The following is a 17,219-nucleotide window of genomic DNA, read 5'->3' on the forward strand; positions in this document are numbered from 1 at the left end:
AGTATGAAACAACAAATCTATAAAGGTAAACTTACGCAGTTTTACCGGTTAAAAATAGCGAAAAAGCAACAACTGACCAAAAATACTTTTTCCCTGGAGCTGGAGGTTCCCGGGGATTTACAGAAAAATTTTGAATTTGAAGCAGGGCAGTATGTCAGCATACAGTTCCGCCATCGCGGAGAAGAAATCATCCACGATTACTCCATCACCTCTGCTCCTTATGAAAAGAAAATCTGCCTCGGAATAAAGGCCGGTTCTCCTGATGGAGGTACCGCCTATTTTTGCAGCCATTACAATGAGGGGGATGAAATATGGGTAAGCGAGCCTGCCGGAAGATTTACCCTTGTCTCCAAGCCCAGCGAATTCAGGACTATCGTTGCATTTGCCGCCGGGATAGGCATAACTCCTATACTAAGCCATTTTAAAAATATCCTGCATCACGAGCGCAGGACCAGGCTCTTCCTGTTTTTCGGTAATAAAATTGTTGAAGAACTGGCGTACCGCGAGCAGCTGGATAACCTGGCGCGCATGCATGGGGACAGGCTGCAGGTCTTTTATTTTTTTTCTCAGGAAAAACCTTCCAACCATTTTTTCTATGGAAGACTGGACGAAAAGAAACTAAACCTTATCATCAACCAGATCCTTCACCTGGATGATACAGACGAGGAGTCTACCATATGGGATGCTGTGGATGAAGTGCTGATCTGCGGGAAAGGCGAGATGATCAAAGCATTGGCCAATGCATGCTACCATCATGGGATTCCAAAGAAGAACATCCATTTTGAGCTTTTTGAAGAGTTTAATGATGATATTTATCCCGTAGAAAAAGAGTTTCCGCTGTTAGAAAATATCGAGCTTGAATTCAAAAGCCTCGGAAAAACATATACTGCTGAACTGCCTGATAACAGGGACAAAATCCTTCAGCAGCTGCTCATAGCAGGTTATCCTGTACCGTACTCCTGTAAGTCGGGGATATGCGGCAGCTGTGAATGTATTCTTGAAGAAGGCGATGTCGAGCTTTTGGAAAATGAATACCTGACTGAGAATGAAGAAGCAAAAAATCATATTTTAGCTTGCATGTCTATTGCCAAAAGCCCGAAAATAAAGCTTAACTTTGATCTGAGTTGAGAATTCTGAGAAACATATTCAATCTTGTTTTTATATCGGCAGAGATCGGGGTATTGCTGATATGCCTTGCCAATGCCTGGGTGTTTGCTCTTACCGATGGCAGGACGTATACTAAAATTTCCAAGATTCCGCCGCGTGAAGTGGCTTTGGTATTAGGAACTTCGCCCAGGATGAGATCCGGGGTGTCCAATCCGTATTTTACCAAAAGAATGGATGCGGCAGCATTGCTGTACCATCACGGAAAGATCAGGAAAATTCTTGTCAGCGGTGAAAAAAGTAAAGGGTATGACGAGCCTGCCGCTATGAAAAATTACCTTGTTTACCAGGAAGGAGTCCCGGAAGATATCATTATGGAGGATCCTAAAGGGTTCAATACTTACAAAAGTATTCTGCGCTGCAAAGATGTGTACAAAAAAGACAATATAATCATTGTTTCCCAGGGTTTCCATAATCTTCGGGCATTGCTTTTTGCCAGGAACAACAATATGAACGCGTTGGGCTTCGATGCCCAGGATGTTTCAAAGCCTGAAAGCTATTACCGCAACCAGTTCAGGGAGATTCTCGCCAGAACGGTTGCGGTAGTCTATTTTGCATTGGGAATATCCCCGGATTAGAACGGATATCCGAAGGCTATGTTAAGCGTAGGTTTGAAGGGCTGGAAATCTCTGAACCTCCATTTTTCACCATCCGGCTTATTCGGATCATAGATTTTGTAAGCAAGATCCAACCTTAATGTAATATAAGCTACATTCACCCTGAGCCCCACACCGCTACCAACACCCATCTGCCTGATGAACCTGTTAAATTTAAACTGGTCATCCACATATTTTTCTTTGTTCCCCCGAAGACTCCATGTGTTTCCAATATCGGTGAATATAGCTCCTTCATACATATCGTTAAATGGAATTCTATATTCAATATTGGTGGTCAGTTTCATATTATCGGTCATGTACGTCCTCACTCTTTCGTCTACCTGCGAATCTGCCGGTCCGAGTCCTCCGAAAGCCACCCAAGCACGGATGTCGTTAGAGCCCCCGTTAAAATAAGAACGGATCACAGGCATATCCGATGAGTTTCCGTAAGGGATACCCAATCCGATGAACTGGCGTAATACCAGTGTCTGGTTGTTGAAAAACTTGAAATATTTCCGTACATCAAAATCAAACTTCACAAACTGGGCATACGGAATGCCGAATATGGTTCTCTGAGGGCTGGAAATGATTCCCCCGCCATTATTGCTGCGCTGATTGAAAGCACTGAGGATATTTCCGGCCAGTTCAACCTTACCGTTGAAGTAGAAAGCATTAGGATAATCCTTTTTCCCGATTTCATTATAGATGAAATTATAAATCATGGATGAAATAAGGACATCCTGGGTCTGCCGGTCTTTATTAACCAAAGTTCCTACAAATGCCGAATACCGTCCGAATCCTTCCGGGTTCAGGTTCTGCTGGTATCCGATATCCTGGGTAATACGTTGCGAAACCTCATCGGAAGTCAGCTGTCCGGCAGCGAACTGTTGCCCAATGTTCGTGTTATACTGAAAGTAATCAGCAAAAACTTCATCGCGGATCCTTCCGTCATTCACAAAGTAGTCGTAATAAGCTTCTTTGTTTTTCGTTAAACTCAGCTGTGTGTTGAACAGCGTTAAACGATGCGAAACCTTATCATTTACCGTAGCAAAATAATTCAGTCCGGTAGTAAAGTTGGTCCTTCCCAATCCGATGTTATTCTGGATACCTGCTCCCAGTATAATGGATGACGTAGGGCTGTATCTTTTCGGGATGAGTTTATAATAATCGAATGGCAATAATAGCCTTGGGAAATTAAGAGATGCCTGTGCCGATATCTCATAAGCGAGGACCCTTTTATCAATGTCCTTCGTACTCCTGATAGATCCGAAGGTCCCGGATACACTCGTGGAGAGGTTTTCTGCTCCGTTAAAAACGTTTCTGGTAATAAGATCAACAGAAGGGGAGACTCCCAGGTTCAGTAGCTGAGAATAGTTGATGTCTGTTCCTATTTTAAGGTCATATTTTGGCAGTGGCTTCAGAACGTATAGCACATCGATGATACTGTCGTTGGGAGCCGCGTCGCCGCCTCTCCTTAAAGAATCTCTTGCTTTAAGGATGCTGAAATTGTTCATGGCAATAAGGTTCCTTTTCGTAAGGTCAAGCTTTTTCTGATCGTAAACCTGTTTGTTGGCTACAATTATAGCCCTCCACAATGCCCTTGTTTTGTACTGTTCATCTACCTTATGGAACCTGATGCCTCTCAGGCTGTCCTTCTTTGTATTTTTAGGATAATCGCTGGCCCTGTCAACGATGGCGACATCAATATTTCCGATGGTAGCCACTTTATATGGTGAGTCAAGAGAATCTTTATGGATCTCAAGTGTCACAGGGACCTGTTTTCTGCTCTTCAGGGAATCCGCTACGAAGAAGATTTCATCATTCAGGTTATTGAACTTGTAATATCCGTAATCCCTCATAATATCATTAAGCCTGGTGACCTCCTTTTCCAGGACGGTCTGATCCAGAATCTGACCGGAACGGATCAGCGTTCCGTTGATTTTCTGCTGGTAAATATTTTTTATGCGCTCATCAGGTATATTGTAGTAATATTCTTTGATGTACGTGGGATCTTTGTGGGTAATAAAATAGTCAACGGATGCTTTCTTGGCAGCGGAATCCAGCTTGTGGCTGAATTTTACTTCTCCGTCCCAGAATCCTCTGTATACAAGTCTTTTTTTAATGGATTCAGCACTTTTTTCCGTTCTGGCCTGATCCAGGATCACCGGCGGAGATCCCCAGCTGTGAAACAGTCTGTCCATGAAAAGGCTTTTGCCTACACTGCTTTTCATATTGTATTTAATGAACAGCGAATCCCTAAGCTTCTGATTCCTCATTTCATTGGGATACGTCATGTATTCATTAAGGATCGTATCGTATTTCGGATTGGCAGCATTGTAAAACAGCAATCCCAATGGCAGGAAGAAAAATTGCTTTTTATTGGGCTTTTGCTGTACATAACCCTTCAGTTCACCATCAAAAGGTTCCTTCTGGTCTTCGAACTTGAAGTTATTGGAAGTTAGCAGATACTCACCGTCAGGAACTTTTTTGGTAGTACTGCATGCATAAAGAAGACCGACAAATGTTGCAAATGAGATAATTTTATAATATTTTTGAGGAGAATTCTTATAATGCTTACAGCTCATACAATAAAAGTTTTACAGTCTTTGGATAAAAAAAAGTTCAGACAAAAATACAATTTGTTTTTGGTTGAAGGTAATAAAATTATCGCTGAACTTCTTGATTCTGAATTTAAAATTAAGGAAATATTTTCAACGGATCCGCAAAAAACCGGCCGTACAGATATCCCTGCAACCCATATCTCTGAAAATGAGCTTAAAAAAATAAGCTTTCTGAAAACTCCGAAAGACAGTGTTGCAGTTTGTTACCTCAATCCTGAGAAGCAGGAAGAGGATAAAGATGTACAGCTGGTACTGGATGGGATACAGGATCCTGGAAACCTGGGCACAATCATCCGGCTGGCTGACTGGTTCGGCATCGAACAGATCATCTGCAGTGAAGATACCGTAGATTTCTACAATCCGAAAGTGATCCAGGCAAGCATGGGTTCATTTACCCGTGTCAATATTGTCTATACCGATCTTGTAAACTACCTTTCAGAAACAAAAAATTCCAATATCGGGACTGATATGGAAGGGGAGAGTATTTATGCTTTTGAGAAGCCGGGCAAACTGAACCTCATTCTGGGAAATGAAGGCAACGGAATGCGTCCGGAAACGGAAAAACTGCTTGATAAAAGCATCAGTATCCCGCGTTTCGGCCTGTCGCAATCAACGGAAAGCCTCAATGTTTCTATGGCCGCAGGAATTATTTTAGGCCAGCTGTATTCAAAGTAAATGCACATTCGCTTACGGATTTCAGGATCCAGCAATACAACATAGTCAGGAATGGCTAACTGCCGTATTGCTAAATCCTGTTTCCCGAATTCATATTAACTGTTCCATACTGGAAACACTTTTATTTTTCTGATAGTTCTCCAGTTTTTTCCTGATGAATTTCAGGGCTACAGGAGCAAGGTATACCAGAGCAATGCCGAGTACTTTTTTCTTCCAGTTGGAACTTTTGATATTTTTCTTGACTACATTTCCCACAATGGCAGTCACTGCCAGCTTCAGAAGTGCATCTACGGCATTCCCTTTAAGTGCGGAACCGGCGATGCCCATGGCTGTATTTTTACTGATGAGCAAATCTTTCACCTCAGAAGTGACCTGCTTGGCAATGACATCTTTACGGAGCACTACTTTTTCATCTCCGTTCTCATCTACTTTTTCCTGAAGGTACTGATCCGTAAGACCGTTGGTAAATGCACTTAAGCTTTCTTTTGTATTCTTAAAGGTCAGAAGCTCTTCAAGATTGCTGATATCACTTTTTAAAAGGTTTTTCTTCCTTCTTAGTTCTTCCAGACTGTCGTATTTTATTCCCATAGCTTACTGATTTAAAAATTTAATGACCTGATCTGCCACAAAGTTGACAATTTTCTTTTTGAACAAAACTACAAGAGCCATGATCAGAAAATAAAAACCGGCAACGATCAGAAATCCGTACGATGTATTGTTCAGAGCCCTACCGATAAGGTAGGCAAGTCCGAAGTTGAAAAGGACGATAAAAAAAGTGAAAGAGACCAATATCAGGATAAAATACGTTATCAAGCCTGCGGATAAAGAAGACTTTTCTGTAGCTTCAATCTTCAAAAGATCAATTCTTTTGGAAGCATATTCTTTAATAGTTTCTATCATTGTTTTTCCTTTGAAGTTACAAAAAAAGGAACTTTAATACGCAAAGTTCCTTTATTATTTACTTTATAGAACGGTCTTACTTAAGATCGTTCAGTTCAGATTCTACATTTTTTACCATGTCGGTAGTTTTGGATACAATCTGGTCTTTGTATTTATCATATCCGTCTTTTACGGTATTGGCTACATTTTCAGCCGTTTCCTTAAAAGTGGAAGAGATATTTCCGTATTGGTCTTTTACCTTTTCAGAAACTTCATCATACTTAGACTTTGCCTGATCTTTAAAATCGTTGGCTTTGGTCTTGATTTTCTTTCTTGTTTCCTTACCTTCTTCAGGAGCGTAAAGCATTCCTAAAATTACTCCCGCAGCGGCACCTGCCAAAAGTCCGGCCAAAACACCTGCTGTATTGTTTGATTTTCTAGACATTTCTTGATTTTTTAATAGTTAATAAACACTAGTTTTTACAATGTACTAGGCTACAATTAACATACCAAAAAGTTAAATGAAAGATAAAAAAACAGTCAGATCTATTTGATGTAAGACAATATTTTATCTATTGTCTGTCTTTTGTCAAGGGCGGTATTGTCTATAACGATCGCATCTTCAGCTTGTCTTAAGGGTGAAATTTCCCTTTCACTGTCTATCCTGTCACGCTGGATAAGGTTTTCCCTTACCTGCTGCTCATCTGCCTCCATTCCAAGGCTCAGGAGCTCCAGGTACCTTCTTCTGGTGCGTTCATCAATACTGGCAGTAAGGAAAAATTTATAATCCGCGTCAGGCAGAACTACGGTGCCAATATCGCGTCCATCCATGATGATCCCGCCTTTTCCGGCCAGAGAGCGCTGGGTGTTGAGCAGGAAATCCCTGACTTCTTTTTGTTTGGCCACAAGGCTTACCTGGCTCGAAACCTCATTGGTGCGGATTTCCTTAGATACATCCTGGTCATTGAGATAGAGGATCAGTTCTCCGTTATCATTCTTAAATTCGAGGCTGATCTGTGGAAGAGATGAAAAAAGCCTGCTGAGATTAATATTATGGTCTTCATCGGTACAGTTCTGAAGCGCAAACCAGGTGATTCCTCTGTACAGGGCTCCGGTATCCAGATGGATGACGCCTAGTTTTTGGGCAATAACCTTGGAGATTGAACTTTTTCCGGTAGACGAGTACCCATCGATAGCTATTACAGGTTTTTTCATGCCACAAATTTCAAGAAATTTTCTTAAAAATCAAGGGCTGTCTTAAAATTTGTTATCAAGAGGGGTAAAGTATGAATATTATTCCCCGCGGTGTCCGCTAAGGTCAACAGAAATACCGATCTGGTTCACGTTGGAGGCATTGTGGTACCGTACATGGGCATAATCCAGGCGGAATTTTGAAATCTTAATTCCGAAACCGCCGGAAATTCCTGAGAAATTCCTCTGATCGGCTACTGCCATCTCATTTCCTCTTCTAACATTATAGCCCAGACGTATATTGAACCCCTTATCCGGGAACAGTTCCGCACCTATGGAAAAGTGGTCGGCAATCTTCCTCCCTACATTGACTTCCTGTCCATTAACATTATATTCTGAAGAAATATCAAACTGCTGAAGATCATGTGCCGTTATGGTGATTGCCAGAGGAATGGCTGTCAGCGTCCTTGTATATCCTAGATCCACCCTGAACGGAAGGTTCTCACGGGTTCCGTTGAACGATTTAAACTGGTATCCGAAGTTCCTGAATACCACTGATGCTACCTCTCTGCTCTTTTTATTATGATAGGTGATCCCTGCAGTTCCTGAAATGGCTGATGATGTGAAATTATCAATTTTAGAGGTAATGAAATTGATGCCTCCACCGATGGTCCAGTCTTCTTCAAACTGATATGCGTATCCTGCACCTACGGCAACATCGGACGCTGAGAATGTCCCGTTTTCAAAACCGCTTTCGTCAGTTCTCGGAATATCACCGTAGTTCATATACCGTGCATTGATCGTTGCCATATGGCCATTGTCAAAATCCTTGGCAAAAGCAATTGTCCCATACTTGGAATCGGCAAGGTAAGAGGCTGCATTAACGGACAGCTGCTTGTCTGAATCGCGGTTAAGCAAGGCAGGATTGGCAATCGCAAAAGAAACATCATAGTCCCGGATGGTAATGGCGTCGCCGCCCAAAGCTGCCTGCCGTGCGGAGACAGGGATATTTAAGAAAGGATAAACATTTGTTCCTGTTTGTGCATAAGAAACAATTCCTGACAGAAATAATGAAAAAAAGATAATTTTCTTCAACGCAATTTATAATTAATGCAAAAATAATCCTTTTTAGTACTTTTCAAAATATTTCTCCTATTATTTCTGCTCAAATATTTTCTTTAAGCAATATTTTTAATGATTATATTTGCAAAATTAAATTTCAGGGAAAATATGCCCTGATTAAAAAAGTTATTACCTATATAAAGATGAAATATAAAAGAATCCTTCTGAAACTCAGTGGTGAAGCCTTAATGGGAAGCAGACAGTACGGTATCGACAATGAAAGGCTACAGGAATATGCGGCAGAGATCAAAAAAGTGGTTGACAAAGGCTGTGAAATAGCCATCGTAATCGGAGGAGGAAATATTTTCCGTGGTGTAGCAGGAGCTGCCAAGGGAATGGACAGGGTGCAGGGCGATTATATGGGGATGCTGGCTACCGTAATCAACGGAATGGCATTGCAGGGAGCCCTGGAAGATGCAGGGATTAAAACCCGTCTACAGTCTGCCATTGAGATGGATAAAGTAGCGGAACCTTTCATCAAAAGACGTGCGGTAAGGCACCTTGAAAAAGGAAGGGTTGTGATTTTCGGGGCCGGTACGGGAAACCCTTATTTTACTACCGATACGGCAGCAACATTACGAGCTATAGAAATTGATGCCAATGTCATCCTTAAAGGAACCCGCGTTGACGGAATCTACGACAGCGATCCTGAGAAAAACGAAAATGCCGTAAAATACAATTCTCTTTCTTTCGATGAAGTATTTGAGAAAAACCTTAAAGTAATGGATATGACCGCATTTACTTTAAGCCACGAAAATAAGTTGCCGATCATTGTATTCGATATGAATAAGGCAGGCAATCTCGAAAAAATCGTGGAAGGGGAGAATGTTGGTACTTTAGTTGACCTATAAATGATGAGCCAAGTAAAAAGTCAAAAAGAGCCAAGGTGATACAGTTGCAGACCGATATACTTTTAACTTTTTCTTTTAACTTGAATCTTTAATACATGTGTAACCTATCAAATTTTTATTATATAATGGAAGAATTAGATCTTATATTAGAATCTGTAAAACAGGATATGGAAGCTGCCGTGAAGCATTTGGACCACGCTTTCCAGCGCATCAGAGCCGGAAGAGCATCAACTAATATGGTTCAGGATGTAATGGTTGAATATTATGGTGCCATGACGCCGATCAATCAGGTGGCCAATGTTTCTGTTCCGGATGCTATGACGATTTCCATTCAGCCTTGGGACAGAAGTGCCATTAATGCAATTGAAAAGGCGATCATCAATTCCAACTTAGGTTTTGCCCCATCCAATAACGGAGATAACATTATCCTGAACGTACCGCCTTTAACGGAGGAAAGAAGAAGGGACCTGGCAAAACAGGCTAAAGGAGAAGTGGAGCAGACAAAAGTAACTGTACGAAATGCCAGACAGGACGGTCTTAAGGAACTGAAAAAACTGGACGGTGTTTCCGAAGATATCATCAAGGGAGTGGAAGCAGATATTCAGGAGCTTACGGATAAGTATGTAAAGCTTTGTGATGAACATCTTAAAACGAAGGAAGCTGAAATTATGAAAGTTTAATTTCATTTTTTCAGACTATATAATATAAACGGCGGCTTCATCTGAAGCCGCCGTTTGTTCGTTATTTACAGTTCTGGTTATAATCGTAAATTACTTCATTGACAATAGAAAGATTATCAGACATGGCATTGTCGATTTCATTCTTAATGAATTTTCCCAATGCGGATCTTTTTTTCGTGTCATTTTTCAACGAACCGTAATCACCTGCGGCAATCTTTCCTTTTACGAAAGGACAGTCTGCCACGATCATCTTTGCTTTTGCAATGGTAAGCTCCTCCGGTTTACCATTCTTTTTGGAGTAGATATAAGACGGGTTGTTTCTCAGCCTCTGTGTTTCCTCTTCAGCAACAGCTACCTGGCTTCCGGCTGAAAATGTTGTCGGATAACCGTATAGCTTATAGATCTTGATTTTCCCGTCCGTAACAACCTCTGCAAACTGATCGCTTTTTGTAAGGTTATTAAACGCTTTTATTCCTCCGCTAAGTCCTGTAGTTGCTGTATTGAAACCTTCCTTTGTATTGGTATATCTGATGGATTCAAAAACCCTCTCCGTATTATCATCCACCGCCATATAGCCTTTAAGATCATCGGCATCATACGTTTTGAATTTCTGTCTTTTTTTAGACTTGTCAATATCGGTGGCAGCAATAAATTTTACCTTTTTCTGATTTTGCCAAGGACTCATTTCTGATCCGTTAAGCCTGACAACGCCCTCCGTCTTTTTACCGTTTTTCTCAATAATGTATCCGTATTTTTCACCGGATCAGATTTCATAATCCGTATTGTCTTCCTGTGCATAAGACAGTACGGAAAAACCTAATAAAGCAATAAGTAGTAATTTCTTCATATATTGAATTTAAAATTTTCATAAAGATAATTTTTTTCGGATAACCACAGTAAAATATTACCCTAAAATGTGAATTTTTGAAAATCAACTGTATGCTAAATAGGATCAAGTCCTTAAAATGCCTCACTGCTGGTTGTATTTTCTTTGTTGAATTATAAATTTAAATTCCTTAAAACGGCACAGGATCCAGTAAGCCTGCATGTATAAAAGCAAACCAATAAAAAAAGTCCGGAAATTTCCGGACTGTGATCTATTTATGTGATAACAATTACTGATATCTCTGATGCTCTTTGTTCCTGGAGAACCTTTTGGTGATCGGCTTAAATAATGCTTTGTATTTTTCCGCATCGAAGAGTTGCGAATCCGTAAGCGCTTTGTAAGTCATCCACACTCCGAAAGGGAATAAAATCATATTAGGAATCCATGCCGCAAGATATGGATTGATTTTACCCGCCCACGCAACATTCTCTATACCTACATTAATGACATAAAAGATAATGAATATAACAATGGCAATAATTACCGGAAGGCCCATTCCCCCTTTCCTGATGATAGAGCCAAGGCTCGCACCAATGAGGAAGAAAATGATACAGGTAAAAGAATAGGTAACAATCCTTTGCTGGTAAATGATGACTTTGCTGAAATATTTTACATTCGGGGCTATATCATTCACTTTATTATCCGCGGTTGTTTTAAGGTTATCCAGCCTGTTATAGGCATTATAAAGAATTTCAAGTTTCTTCTCACTCTTCACGGTATCCAGTTTCAGCTGTGCTTTAGGAGCTGCTTTAGATTTGTTCTTGTCCATATAGGTAATCACGGAGTTGGTCTGGTTCAGCACGTCACCCGTTACATTGTCAATGGACTTTATATTTTCTTTTTTGGTTTTGGCAATAGTTTCATTAAGCTGGCTGTAGCTCTGGAAACGGTAGTCATCCGTAATCTGTTCCTGCTCAATCGCTCTGCTGATGATTTCACTGATGTCAAAATGCGAGGTCAGCGTATCAAATTTAATTGCCTGGTCCGGCTGCTTCAGCCTTGCGTTTTCTCCTTTTCCGGCAAAATCGTCTTCAAACACATATCCGTTATATAACACCAGCTTCAGGAACTTTTTGTTGGCAGCAGGGACAAATTTTCCCTTTTCTGCAAGGATGGTCTGCTGGTTTTCATACGTGCTTGCCTTTCTGTGGACGAATACCCCTTCAATATTCTCCGCATTCTCCCCGTAAAGCTTGTCGAACTTCACCATATATCCTGGAATCTGGTCGATAAACTGTCCCGGGGTAAAATTCAAGGCAGGTTTTGTCTGTGCGATATTGAAGAGCATATTCCTGGCTTTCCGCTGGAAATCCGGGATAATGTTATTCGAGAAAAAGTACAGCAGGATAGAGAGGATTACGGTAACGCCCAGCAAAGGCATCATTACCCTGGTCAGGGAAATTCCTGCCGCTTTCATGGCAGCAAGCTCATACCGTTCCCCAAATTCACCGAAAGACATGATGCTCGCCAGAAGGATGGTCAAAGGAAGTACCATACTGATAACGCTGACCCCCAAATAGAACAGAAGCTTAATGATCTGCCAGTAGCTTAACCCTTTCCCCATAAACTGCCCCAGCTGCACCCAGATGATGTTTACGATAAAGATGAAAAACAGTACACTGAATATAAAGAAAAACGGTCCAAAGAAGGTTTTTATGATATATCGGTCTAGTATTTTTAACATGCGCCAAAATTAATCAAAAAAGCCACAAAGTGTACTTTGTGACTTTAATTTTATTATATTTTTATCAGTTTTGCAGTGAAGATACATTCGTGTACCGGCAGACTGTTCCCTGATTATAGTTCCGTTACAATATAGTTTTTGTATTTGCTTTTATCAAAGGTGAACATATCCGCATCCAGATTCTGGTTTTCTTTATAGTCTTTGATTGCAATTACTGCAACATCATTGTTGTTGCCATGCTGCTCCAGTTTTACCATCTGCTTCTTCACCGGATCTACGAAAAGATAGACATATTTGATCCCGTTGGATTTTACCGGAGTCAGCTTAATGAAATCGGTATTGACACCGTTAACGGATTTTCTGCCGTTATACGTAACGTTATAATCATTTCTGTAGGTGGAAAGGTAGTTGATAGGGGAGAACATGGTACTGCTTCCGTTTGGTTTGGCCACTGTAACTTCCATATCGTCCGCGTTGATGTTGTAAATTTTGCTGCCGTCAAAGATCTGTTCCGTATCCATGATCTTCAGCTTATATTTATCTCCGGATGCGTAATAAATCCCGGGTTCTGTTTTACTCACCTGGCCATTGACGCCGCTTCCAAAGGAAAATTTAAAGTAAGTATTTTTTTTAGCTTTATAATTGGCGGTTACCTCATCCAGTATTTTTTTTGCTTTGGCATCAATCTTCTGGGCATTAACAAGGGTAAGTGCTCCTAAGGCAAAACTTCCGAATATAATTTTTGAAATAAAATGTTTCATTACTTTTAACGTTTAATACTATTTAGACAAGCGGCGGATTCAAAAGTTAAATACGCTTTTTTTTATCTGCGCAGGTCTTCCAAAAACTGTTCCAAAGAATGAAGGTCGCTGATGATGACCTCTCTTGCTTTGGCACCATTGAAACCGCCTACGATACCGCTGGCTTCAAGCTGGTCCATAATCCTTCCCGCTCTGTTATATCCCAGCTTAAGTTGTCTCTGAAGCATAGACGTAGAACCCTGCTGCGTAGAAACGATAATCCTTGCAGCTTCTTCAAACAAAGCATCCTTTTCATTAGGGTCAAAGGCCCCTACGGAATTGGAAGAATCTTCAGAAACATATTCAGGGAGCATGAATGCTGAAGCATAACCTTTCTGTTCGCCGATATATTCTGCAACCCTTTCCACTTCCGGAGTGTCTACAAAGGCGCACTGCAACCTTAAAATTTCATTTCCGTTGAAGTAGAGCATATCTCCTTTACCGATCAGCTGGTCTGCTCCAGGAGAATCCAGGATCGTCCTGGAATCCACACTTGAAATTACCCTGAACGCCGCTCTTGCCGGGAAGTTTGCTTTGATCATCCCGGTAATGACATTAACGGACGGTCTCTGTGTCGCTACAATCAGGTGAATACCTACCGCTCTTGCCAGCTGCGCCAGTCGTGCAATAGGGAGTTCCACTTCTTTTCCGGCGGTCATGATTAAGTCTGCAAACTCATCAACAACCAACACGATATATGGCAGGTAGCGGTGGCCGTTTTCAGGATTCAGCTTTCGTTCCGTGAATTTTTTATTGTATTCTTTCAGGTTTTTGCAGAAAGCATTCTTCAGGAGGTCGTACCGTGTATCCATCTCAATACAGAGAGAATTCAGGGTATTGATCACCTTATTGGTGTCTGTGATGATCGCTTCATCCACATCAGGAAGCTTTGCCAGGTAATGCCGTTCTATTTTTGAGTATAAAGAAAGTTCTACTTTTTTAGGGTCTACCATGACGAATTTCAGCTCACTCGGATGCTTTTTATACAATAGGGAAGTTAGGATGGCATTGATTCCGACTGATTTCCCCTGACCCGTCGCACCCGCCATCAGAAGGTGAGGCATTTTGGCGAGGTCGGCCATGAAAATTTCGTTGGAAATCGTCTTTCCGAAAACCACCGGCAGGTCCATATCCGAATTCTGGAATTTCTGAGATGAAATAACCGAACGCATGGATACCATGGTCGGGTTCTTCCTGGGTACCTCGATTCCTATCGTCCCTTTCCCCGGCATTGGTGCAATGATCCTGATGCCTAGGGCAGAAAGGTTCAATGCAATATCATCCTGCAGCTTTTTGATGGCTGCTACACGGATTCCCGCTTCAGGAACAATTTCGTATAAAGTAACGGTAGGCCCTATTGTTGCCTTGATCTCAGAGATCCCTACATTGAAGTTCTTTAAAAGCCCGACGATCTTATTTTTGTTTTCTTCGAGTTCTTCTTTATTGATCTGGATTTCCTCGCTACCGTAATCTTTAAGCAGTTCCACCGTAGGCATCTGGAAACCTGCCAGGTCCAGTTTATGGTCGTAAAGGCCGTGCTTTTCCACCAATTCCTGGGATTTTCTATCTGAATCGTCCAGCACGTCAATAACGGGAGCTACTTCTATATTGAATTTGATCTCCTCTTTACCGGAAGATTTTGACGGGATATCCATATCAAAAGCTTCAGCAGGAGTTGACATAGGAACGGCAGGCTTTGAACTGAAGTTCATGTCTACATTCAGTGGCTGAGAAAACGTATTCTTTTCCTGTTCAAATGACGTCTGGTTAGGCGTTTCGATAGGTGCAAGGGTAGGTGCTACAGGTACTTCAGGGAAACCTTTGGGCAATTCCACAGGTTCCTGGATCTTTTCCGGCTGAGGAATGTCGGTAACGGTTACATTCGGACCGGCTTCCTCTGCTTCTTCGATCAGATCATCATCAGCTTCAAAATTTTCCTCAGATTTTGGAAGCATGGATTTCACTTTGCCAATGGTATTTTCATTGATATCATCCAGCCTGGATTTGATCGAACTCGGACGTAAATTGAATTCGAGGATGAAATACAGCAGGATGCTTGCGGCAAGCACCAGCCAAAGCCCCACAATACCGATCAATGAATTCAGTGTGTCCATGATCTGATACCCATACACGCCGCCCAGCACACCTTGCCCTTTGGTGATAGCTCCAAAAAAAACAGGCAGCCAGCAGATGAAAAACAGGGAATGTCCTACTGTTTTCCATGGCTTGAACATTTTTTTCTTCAGAATGATCAGCCCGAAAACCAGAAACAGGAATGCGATGATGAAGGAGGCCACGCCAATGCTTTCAAAAATAAAAAGATTGCCCAGCCAGTCCCCGACTTTCCCAAAGACGTTGGAGGATTGTATGCTTTTGTCCAGCATTGTTCCGGCCTGGCTCTGGTCTGCCTTCCAGTTCATCAGGTAGGAGACAAAAGAAAATGTGAGGACAATAGAGAAAAGAATAAACATAAGCCCGAAAAAAATTCGGGGTTTAGATAAAATTCTGCCCTTTTCAGGTGCTATGGTCTGTTTAGGTTGTGTCTTTTTATTCATAATATGGGTGTTGGCAAATTTAGCATTTTTTGAATATTGAAAGCATCTTTTTTCATGCAAAAAATAACAGAAAAGCAGGCTGACCGGAGTTGTTTGACAATTTCGCGATCAATATTCAGATAGACGGCCTGAAATGCATGCCAATTTTGCTGAAAGATCATGAATCATTATATAGAAGAGTGCTGTTTTTCATCTTCTGATTAATGATAAGAGAAGTGTAATTTTTTATTTTTGTGATTAAAATTTATTGGGTAAGCAGCGGTACAATAAAAGATACAATGGACGGAGAATATATCATGATGCTACAGAAAGGCCTCTCTATGCCTGAAGAAAAAGCGATGGAACTGGCGGCAGCGGGAGCTGTAATTACTTTGAAAAAGAGTGAAGCATGGATTTCTCAAGGAGATCCGGCAGATCATCTGGCTTTGATTATCCAAGGTGCCATGAGATCTTACATCATAACTGAAAAAGGAGAAGAGATGAATATGTTGCTATTGGTTAGCCGTGATTTTACCGGCGATTACGAGGGATTTATTACCAGCGGGAAAGCTGGATTTCATATCAGGGCCTTGATCAATACGGAGCTATTTGTAATATCCAGATCGGCTATTGATGCACTTGAGAAGGCCGATGTTTTCTGGACGCGCTTCAAAACCACAATGTCAGACTATGCATTTATAGAAGCAAAAAGAAGAATTGAAGACCTATTGCTCCATACACCGGAACAACGCTATTTAAACCTGTTGGGTAAATCCAGAGAAATCTTACAGAAAATCCCACAAAAATATATTTCAACCTATCTTGGCATCACTCCACAATCCCTGAGTCGCATCAGAAAAAGAATTTCGAAATAAGCATTTATAAACTTAAGTTAATTTTTTTTATGCCTTGTTGCATTTATCTTTGTTTGGTAAAATTAAAAGATGGACGTAGCAATTGTAGGAGCAGAAATCGGGACTTATATTATAAAGATGCACCGAAAGAAAAAATCATAATCATGCTGATTTATTTCATTTTACCATAGGTGATTTAAACTGTTTCTTTATATACGGCTGGTCTGAGGTAAGTTTAACAGGGAAAAGAAATCATGCCGGACCTGTCATTACAGTAATGATAGGAGTGATTGCACAGATTTACAAGATGATCCGGGCTGTCTTAAAACACAAAATCTATTATATGCCCGCCATATACGAACAGATCTTCGGTGCTCTCATGATGAGCAATGATGGCCTTCAGGCAGTCTGTCTTCGTGGACCGGGCAAACAGCAGGATCATCCTTTACACGAAATCTGTTTTATCATCTGTATGCTGTTCAACAGGTACAATGGCATCTTGATTAGACTTGATGAAGCTGAGTTAAATTTGCCTCATTATTTTTCATGCCAGTGGAGACATCTTCAATTCAATCGGACGGATGCATAAAATGTTTCATTTTTGTATCCGTTTTATTTTTTGAAACCAGCAACTTTGATCAAAGTTGCTGGTTTATTTCTTGGTATATGTTTATCCTTATAT

16 protein-coding genes are annotated in these 17,219 nt (G+C 41.1%); 6 read left to right on the forward strand and 10 right to left on the reverse strand.

The genetic code is table 11. The features are described 5' to 3' along the window. Window positions 1-3: 3 nt before the first annotated feature. Both QE404_RS06220 and QE404_RS06225 read left to right on the forward strand, forming a co-directional pair. Entirely contained in the window at window positions 4-1,128 is a 1,125-nt protein-coding gene (locus QE404_RS06220; RefSeq protein WP_307448019.1) for a flavin reductase family protein, read from the forward strand. After that, the gene (locus QE404_RS06225) at window positions 1,125-1,742 is read left to right on the forward strand and encodes a SanA/YdcF family protein (protein WP_307448022.1); all 618 of its coding nucleotides are present in this window, start codon (window positions 1,125-1,127) and stop codon (window positions 1,740-1,742) included. The genes QE404_RS06220 and QE404_RS06225 overlap by 4 nt, the downstream gene beginning before the upstream one ends. On the opposite strand, the gene tamL is transcribed toward QE404_RS06225, so the two are convergent. Next, complete coding sequence (tamL, locus tag QE404_RS06230) at window positions 1,739-4,345, reverse strand: translocation and assembly module lipoprotein TamL (RefSeq protein ID WP_307448025.1); 2,607 nt, start codon at window positions 4,343-4,345, stop codon at window positions 1,739-1,741. The genes QE404_RS06225 and tamL overlap by 4 nt on opposite strands. Here tamL and QE404_RS06235 point away from each other — a divergent pair. Next, entirely contained in the window at window positions 4,331-5,056 is a 726-nt protein-coding gene (locus QE404_RS06235; protein ID WP_307448030.1) for a TrmH family RNA methyltransferase, read from the forward strand. The two genes, tamL and QE404_RS06235, sit on opposite strands and share 15 nt — an antisense overlap. Before the next feature lie 90 nt (window positions 5,057-5,146). Here QE404_RS06235 and QE404_RS06240 read toward each other — a convergent pair whose 3' ends face one another. The 5 genes from QE404_RS06240 to porQ all read right to left on the reverse strand — a co-directional run bounded on the left by QE404_RS06240 (window position 5,147) and on the right by porQ (window position 8,221). Beyond that, window positions 5,147-5,644, reverse strand: a complete 498-nt coding sequence (locus QE404_RS06240) for a phosphoribosyl-ATP pyrophosphatase (protein ID WP_307448033.1) — start codon at window positions 5,642-5,644, stop codon at window positions 5,147-5,149. Window positions 5,645-5,647: 3 nt separating this feature from the next. Further along, window positions 5,648-5,956, reverse strand: coding sequence for a phage holin family protein (locus QE404_RS06245; RefSeq protein WP_307448036.1), 309 nt, complete (start codon window positions 5,954-5,956; stop codon window positions 5,648-5,650). A 76-nt stretch (window positions 5,957-6,032) separates the two neighbouring features. Next, the gene (locus QE404_RS06250; protein WP_307448039.1) at window positions 6,033-6,380 is read right to left on the reverse strand and encodes a YtxH domain-containing protein; all 348 of its coding nucleotides are present in this window, start codon (window positions 6,378-6,380) and stop codon (window positions 6,033-6,035) included. A gap of 101 nt (window positions 6,381-6,481) precedes the next feature. Continuing rightward, on the reverse strand, window positions 6,482-7,150 hold the full coding sequence (cmk, locus tag QE404_RS06255; RefSeq protein ID WP_307448043.1) for a (d)CMP kinase: 669 nt from the start codon (window positions 7,148-7,150) through the stop codon (window positions 6,482-6,484). A 78-nt stretch (window positions 7,151-7,228) separates the two neighbouring features. Further along, entirely contained in the window at window positions 7,229-8,221 is a 993-nt protein-coding gene (gene porQ, locus QE404_RS06260; RefSeq protein ID WP_307448046.1) for a type IX secretion system protein PorQ, read from the reverse strand. A 170-nt stretch (window positions 8,222-8,391) separates the two neighbouring features. Here porQ and pyrH point away from each other — a divergent pair, with 170 nt between their 5' ends. Together pyrH and frr are read left to right on the forward strand one after the other, a co-directional pair. After that, window positions 8,392-9,099, forward strand: coding sequence for a UMP kinase (gene pyrH / locus QE404_RS06265; RefSeq protein ID WP_307448049.1), 708 nt, complete (start codon window positions 8,392-8,394; stop codon window positions 9,097-9,099). 125 nt (window positions 9,100-9,224) lie between these two features. Then, window positions 9,225-9,779 carry a ribosome recycling factor gene (gene frr, locus QE404_RS06270; protein ID WP_307448051.1) on the forward strand — a complete coding sequence of 185 codons (555 nt, stop codon included), beginning with the start codon at window positions 9,225-9,227 and terminating at the stop codon, window positions 9,777-9,779. Window positions 9,780-9,840: 61 nt separating this feature from the next. On the opposite strand, the gene QE404_RS06275 is transcribed toward frr, so the two are convergent. The 4 genes from QE404_RS06275 to QE404_RS06290 all read right to left on the reverse strand — a co-directional run bounded on the left by QE404_RS06275 (window position 9,841) and on the right by QE404_RS06290 (window position 15,704). Continuing rightward, complete coding sequence (locus tag QE404_RS06275) at window positions 9,841-10,464, reverse strand: hypothetical protein (RefSeq protein ID WP_307448053.1); 624 nt, start codon at window positions 10,462-10,464, stop codon at window positions 9,841-9,843. 430 nt (window positions 10,465-10,894) lie between these two features. Beyond that, complete coding sequence (locus tag QE404_RS06280) at window positions 10,895-12,349, reverse strand: LptF/LptG family permease (protein WP_307448056.1); 1,455 nt, start codon at window positions 12,347-12,349, stop codon at window positions 10,895-10,897. A 113-nt stretch (window positions 12,350-12,462) separates the two neighbouring features. Continuing rightward, window positions 12,463-13,110: a LolA family protein gene (locus tag QE404_RS06285; RefSeq protein WP_307448058.1), complete on the reverse strand. Its 648-nt coding sequence runs from the start codon at window positions 13,108-13,110 to the stop codon at window positions 12,463-12,465. Between the two features lie 62 nt (window positions 13,111-13,172). Next, complete coding sequence (locus QE404_RS06290) at window positions 13,173-15,704, reverse strand: FtsK/SpoIIIE family DNA translocase (RefSeq protein ID WP_307448061.1); 2,532 nt, start codon at window positions 15,702-15,704, stop codon at window positions 13,173-13,175. Between the two features lie 320 nt (window positions 15,705-16,024). On the opposite strand from QE404_RS06290, the gene QE404_RS06295 reads away from it, so the two are divergent. Then, on the forward strand, window positions 16,025-16,558 hold the full coding sequence (locus QE404_RS06295) for a Crp/Fnr family transcriptional regulator (RefSeq protein ID WP_307453775.1): 534 nt from the start codon (window positions 16,025-16,027) through the stop codon (window positions 16,556-16,558). Window positions 16,559-17,219: the final 661 nt, after the last annotated feature.

Origin of the sequence: Chryseobacterium camelliae (genome assembly GCF_030818575.1) — a bacterium.
Lineage (GTDB): Bacteria > Bacteroidota > Bacteroidia > Flavobacteriales > Weeksellaceae > Chryseobacterium > Chryseobacterium camelliae_A.

Bases quoted from the DNA above. Each gene is read 5' to 3' on its own strand.
- tamL (WP_307448025.1), bottom strand. From the start codon at position 4,345: ATGAGCTGTAAGCATTATAAGAATTCTCCTCAAAAATATTATAAAATT.
- QE404_RS06295 (WP_307453775.1), top strand. From the start codon at position 16,025: ATGCCTGAAGAAAAAGCGATGGAACTGGCGGCAGCGGGAGCTGTAATT.
- QE404_RS06235 (WP_307448030.1), top strand. From the start codon at position 4,331: ATGCTTACAGCTCATACAATAAAAGTTTTACAGTCTTTGGATAAAAAA.
- QE404_RS06250 (WP_307448039.1), bottom strand. From the start codon at position 6,380: ATGTCTAGAAAATCAAACAATACAGCAGGTGTTTTGGCCGGACTTTTG.
- QE404_RS06275 (WP_307448053.1), bottom strand. From the start codon at position 10,464: ATGAGTCCTTGGCAAAATCAGAAAAAGGTAAAATTTATTGCTGCCACC.
- QE404_RS06220 (WP_307448019.1), top strand. From the start codon at position 4: ATGAAACAACAAATCTATAAAGGTAAACTTACGCAGTTTTACCGGTTA.
- QE404_RS06290 (WP_307448061.1), bottom strand. From the start codon at position 15,704: ATGAATAAAAAGACACAACCTAAACAGACCATAGCACCTGAAAAGGGC.
- frr (WP_307448051.1), top strand. From the start codon at position 9,225: ATGGAAGAATTAGATCTTATATTAGAATCTGTAAAACAGGATATGGAA.
- QE404_RS06245 (WP_307448036.1), bottom strand. From the start codon at position 5,956: ATGATAGAAACTATTAAAGAATATGCTTCCAAAAGAATTGATCTTTTG.
- QE404_RS06280 (WP_307448056.1), bottom strand. From the start codon at position 12,349: ATGTTAAAAATACTAGACCGATATATCATAAAAACCTTCTTTGGACCG.
- QE404_RS06240 (WP_307448033.1), bottom strand. From the start codon at position 5,644: ATGGGAATAAAATACGACAGTCTGGAAGAACTAAGAAGGAAGAAAAAC.
- pyrH (WP_307448049.1), top strand. From the start codon at position 8,392: ATGAAATATAAAAGAATCCTTCTGAAACTCAGTGGTGAAGCCTTAATG.
- cmk (WP_307448043.1), bottom strand. From the start codon at position 7,150: ATGAAAAAACCTGTAATAGCTATCGATGGGTACTCGTCTACCGGAAAA.
- QE404_RS06285 (WP_307448058.1), bottom strand. From the start codon at position 13,110: ATGAAACATTTTATTTCAAAAATTATATTCGGAAGTTTTGCCTTAGGA.